Origin of the sequence: Vibrio sp. V31_P5A7T61, from assembly GCF_009904895.1 — a bacterium.
Taxonomy (GTDB): Bacteria; Pseudomonadota; Gammaproteobacteria; order Enterobacterales; family Vibrionaceae; genus Vibrio; species Vibrio metschnikovii.
The window spans coordinates 1-3,552 of sequence record NZ_WXWI01000028.1; the positions used below are offsets into that span (position 1 = coordinate 1).

Sequence of the window (3,552 nt, forward strand, 5' to 3'; positions counted from 1 at the left end):
TCATTGTTGAACGAGCAAAGTTACCTTCACGGAAATCAACATCATGCAGCTTGCACTCATCAAAAACCAATTCATTTAAGGTCAAGCCAAAGAAAGATGAGTCGTTTAAAATACAACGCTTAAAACTTAGCTCAAAGTCTGAATGATAAACTGGCCATGTCGCTTTCGTCCAATCAACACCAACTAACTTACTGTCTTGAAATTTAAGCTCAAATAACTTTGAGTTAGCAAAATCGACCAAGCTCAAATTACAGCGTTCAAATGTGCAGTTTGTGAACTTACATCTATGAAATTTAACCGATGAGAAATCGCAATCAGAGAATTGGCAATCTTCAAATTCAACGTCGGTATATTGCTGCTCAGGGGTAGCAATCTTCTCAAATGAAACGTCGAAATATTGCTCATTATTTTTTAAATCGGTCATAGTATCCTCTGAATAGCCTAACGCCCAATTAAGGGGTGAGCAACGCTACCACCCAAACCTAAAGCATTGTGCCATAAACACTTAATTTGAAGTAGAACCAAAAATGCCAAGCGTTGGAAATCCCTCTTAAATTGTTTGTTATGTGAATTTTTCACACACCTAAAAGAGGCAGATTTTTACGCTGATGATAGGTTAAAGCTAACTCTAGACAGGACTTGATGACCGTTTCTGGTAGCGGTTTAGATAAGGACAGAACTATTGCTCTGTTTCCCTGAAACACCAACTCGTCACCATACAACTCCCGAAATGTATCGACTAGCTTAGTTTGGCAATTAAAGAATAGGTAATAATTATTGGGAGACTTAAGCTTCCAGTCCATTCTTAACGGACTGCCCGTTTTTACACTGTAGCTTGGCTCACCCCATTTTAGAGTTTCATCGACTTCACCCAGTTCCAACTCAGATGCGACTTGAAAGACTAAATTTCGCAGCTCTTCTAACCTAACACGAGCATTTTCCGGATACTCATCGAACCGACCTTTGACTACCTTGTCCATTGGAATCTCCTATTCACATAACGCCCGCTTAAGGGGCTGACAACGCTACTACCAAGTTTCCGCATAACACCGTAACCACAAAAGCCAACGCATAATGAAAATGCTGCGCGTTGGAAGTCCCTCTTGAAGCGTTTGTTATGCTTTATTACTTATTGATTACATTGAACTTTTGCAACGTTTACTAGTTCAAACCACTTTAACTCAAAATGATAAACTTGCCTACTTTCAGCAATCATTGATGCCGATAAGATCCCAAACAAGTTGAAGCGAATTAGCCCGAGGAATCAAGGGGTCAACAACACCAAAGGAAGAGACCTTTCAGCAACAATCGAACCTTTTGCGTACACAATTTATCAGAGCAGAGCCGGACAAAAGCGCAAAAGCATCGATAAACTTGCGATAACCAAACACTGTCAGCAAGCAAGATGTTCATGAGATCCCAAACATGCTGAAGCGAAATAGCCTGCGGAATCAATGAACAAGCAACAACAAAGAAAGAGACCTTTCAGCGACAATCGAACCTTTTGCGAGCACAATTTATCAGGGCAAAGTTGCCGAAAAAGCACAAGTATCGTTCAACTTTCAATCGCCACCAAAAAGAACAATAAACTCATAATATCAATAAATTAGAATACAAAAACGTCTAAATCAGACTAAGTTTTCCCATTAAAATTTATATATTGATTTTGCTGAGGCTCAATAAAGCATAACGCCCGGTTAAGGGGCAGACAACGTCACTACCAACTTAACGCATGACACCGTAACCATAAAAGCCAACGCATAGTAAAAATGCCGCGCGTTGGCTGTCCCTCTTGAACCGTTTGTTAAATTTATTGTTCGTAATGTTTGAGGAATCTATAGTAAAACTCTGGACAACCTTCGGGTAAACTAACGACTAGCTTGTTTTCATAAAGTAAACTTCTTGCTTTCTCTACAGCCGCCTCAACCATTACAATTAGTTTTTTCTGGTTAACGAACGTTGTATGCGCGTTTGTTAACGTTGAAAAGCTACCATCCCATTCTTGAGCAGGATATGTGATCAAGTCATCAGCTTCTGGAGCAAAGACAAACATGTGATTTGGTTGATTCGAATATTGCGCTTTAGATAGACCGCTAGCTGTATGAAGGAAGGAGTTCCGTAAGGCCACTAAGGTTTGGATATCAGTGCTATCCTCAGCAAAGCCACAGAAATAGTAAAGCGATTTTTTAATTGAACTTGCCTTCTGATTACTAAACTTAGTTAACTCTGCGTTTTCATAACAATAACCAAGCTGATCTAGCACTGTAAATGCCGCGGATAACGGCAAGAAAGAGTTACCATATGTTTGCCACTTAACATGTCTAATCTCTCCCAAGACTGTAGACAAAGAAGAAGTTAGTAAACCATGATTAGTCTCGGTGAAGTTAGCATCAGATAAATGAGCATAAGCTAGTTCTTCCAATGAAAGTTGCTCTAACCTTTTCTTTTTCACTACATTGGAAAATTCGATTCTCGTCATTGTCACCTCATAAATTTAACGCCGCGTTAAGGGGTGAGCAACGCAACTACCAACTCTCCGCATTGCACTAAAAACTAATAAAATCAACGCATAACGAAAATGCTACGCGTTGCGAATCCCTCTTTAACGCCTTGTTATGTTTAGAGAACTAAATTTTGTTCTTTTGCGTATTGTGCGTAGAGAATGTCGGCAAAATCTGTTTCGTTGATAATGCCGATAACAAGATCTCGAACTGCATCCGCAAGTAAATCGTTTTCCTGCGTAAGCTCAAAATCGTTAAGTGATAAATATTCAAGTGCCACAGCCAAACCTGTGCGTTTGTTGGCATCTGGTAGCGCATGTGAAACCGCTATACAAGCAGTGTATTTAGCTGCGATTTCGAAAACATCATCCAGTCCTTCATAAACGATCGCATTATCGATTCGACCTAGCGCCCCTTGAAGCTTAGGAATATCAACTGCCCCTTTCATTCCTGGTTCTGTTTTTAGGATGAAAGCATTAATTTCGATCACTCGTTCAAAAGGAAAACAGATGATATCCATTACATATCAGCCAATTTAGTGAATGTCTTCTGATGGGTACGCAAAGCAAGTTTTGTTTCAGACTTCACAATTTGACGACCAGCATCACCAGTCAAATCAAGCTTTTTGCTAGCCTTAATTTTCGGTCTTTCAACAGCATCAACGCCGTAAGCTTCAACTTTTCGATTCATATCACACCTACTATCAATAAAGGTTTGACCGATTATAGCCCCAAAACGTGATAAAAAACATAACGCCCGCTTAAGGGGCTGACAACGCTACTACCAAGTTTCCGCATAACACCGTAACCACCAAAACCAACGCATAATGAAAATGCCACGCGTTGGAAGTCCCTCTTGAAGCGTTTGTTATGCTTCATTACCTATTGATTACATTGAACTTTTACAATTTTCATTAGTTAAAGCCACTTTAACTCAAAATGATAAACTTGCCTACTTTCAGCAATCATTGGTGCCGATAAGATCCCAAACAAGTTGAAGCGAATTAGCCTGCGGAATCAATGAACCAGCAACACCAAAGAAAGAGACCTTT

At 39.8% G+C, this 3,552-nt stretch carries 5 protein-coding genes; all 5 read right to left on the bottom strand.

Annotated elements, in window-relative coordinates; translation table 11 throughout:
• A partial coding sequence (locus tag CAG58_RS06230) for a pentapeptide repeat-containing protein (RefSeq protein ID WP_161439709.1) occupies positions 1-424 on the bottom strand: 424 nt, incomplete at its 3' end.
• A 151-nt stretch (positions 425-575) separates the two neighbouring features.
• Positions 576-980, bottom strand: a complete 405-nt coding sequence (locus CAG58_RS06235) for a DUF1801 domain-containing protein (RefSeq protein WP_161439710.1) — start codon at positions 978-980, stop codon at positions 576-578.
• Between the two features lie 830 nt (positions 981-1,810).
• Positions 1,811-2,479, bottom strand: a complete 669-nt coding sequence (locus CAG58_RS06245; protein ID WP_161439711.1) for a hypothetical protein — start codon at positions 2,477-2,479, stop codon at positions 1,811-1,813.
• 140 nt (positions 2,480-2,619) lie between these two features.
• Positions 2,620-3,021: a type II toxin-antitoxin system death-on-curing family toxin gene (locus CAG58_RS06250; RefSeq protein ID WP_161439712.1), complete on the bottom strand. Its 402-nt coding sequence runs from the start codon at positions 3,019-3,021 to the stop codon at positions 2,620-2,622.
• Positions 3,021-3,191 carry a hypothetical protein gene (locus CAG58_RS06255; RefSeq protein WP_001080654.1) on the bottom strand — a complete coding sequence of 57 codons (171 nt, stop codon included), beginning with the start codon at positions 3,189-3,191 and terminating at the stop codon, positions 3,021-3,023. Before CAG58_RS06255 ends, CAG58_RS06250 begins: the two co-directional genes overlap by 1 nt.
• Between the last annotated feature and the right edge of the window lie 361 nt (positions 3,192-3,552).

Excerpts from the sequence above, each read along its gene's own strand:
- CAG58_RS06235 (WP_161439710.1), bottom strand. The coding sequence starts at position 980 with ATGGACAAGGTAGTCAAAGGTCGGTTCGATGAGTATCCGGAAAATGCT.
- CAG58_RS06245 (WP_161439711.1), bottom strand. The coding sequence starts at position 2,479 with ATGACGAGAATCGAATTTTCCAATGTAGTGAAAAAGAAAAGGTTAGAG.
- CAG58_RS06250 (WP_161439712.1), bottom strand. The coding sequence starts at position 3,021 with ATGGATATCATCTGTTTTCCTTTTGAACGAGTGATCGAAATTAATGCT.
- CAG58_RS06255 (WP_001080654.1), bottom strand. The coding sequence starts at position 3,191 with ATGAATCGAAAAGTTGAAGCTTACGGCGTTGATGCTGTTGAAAGACCG.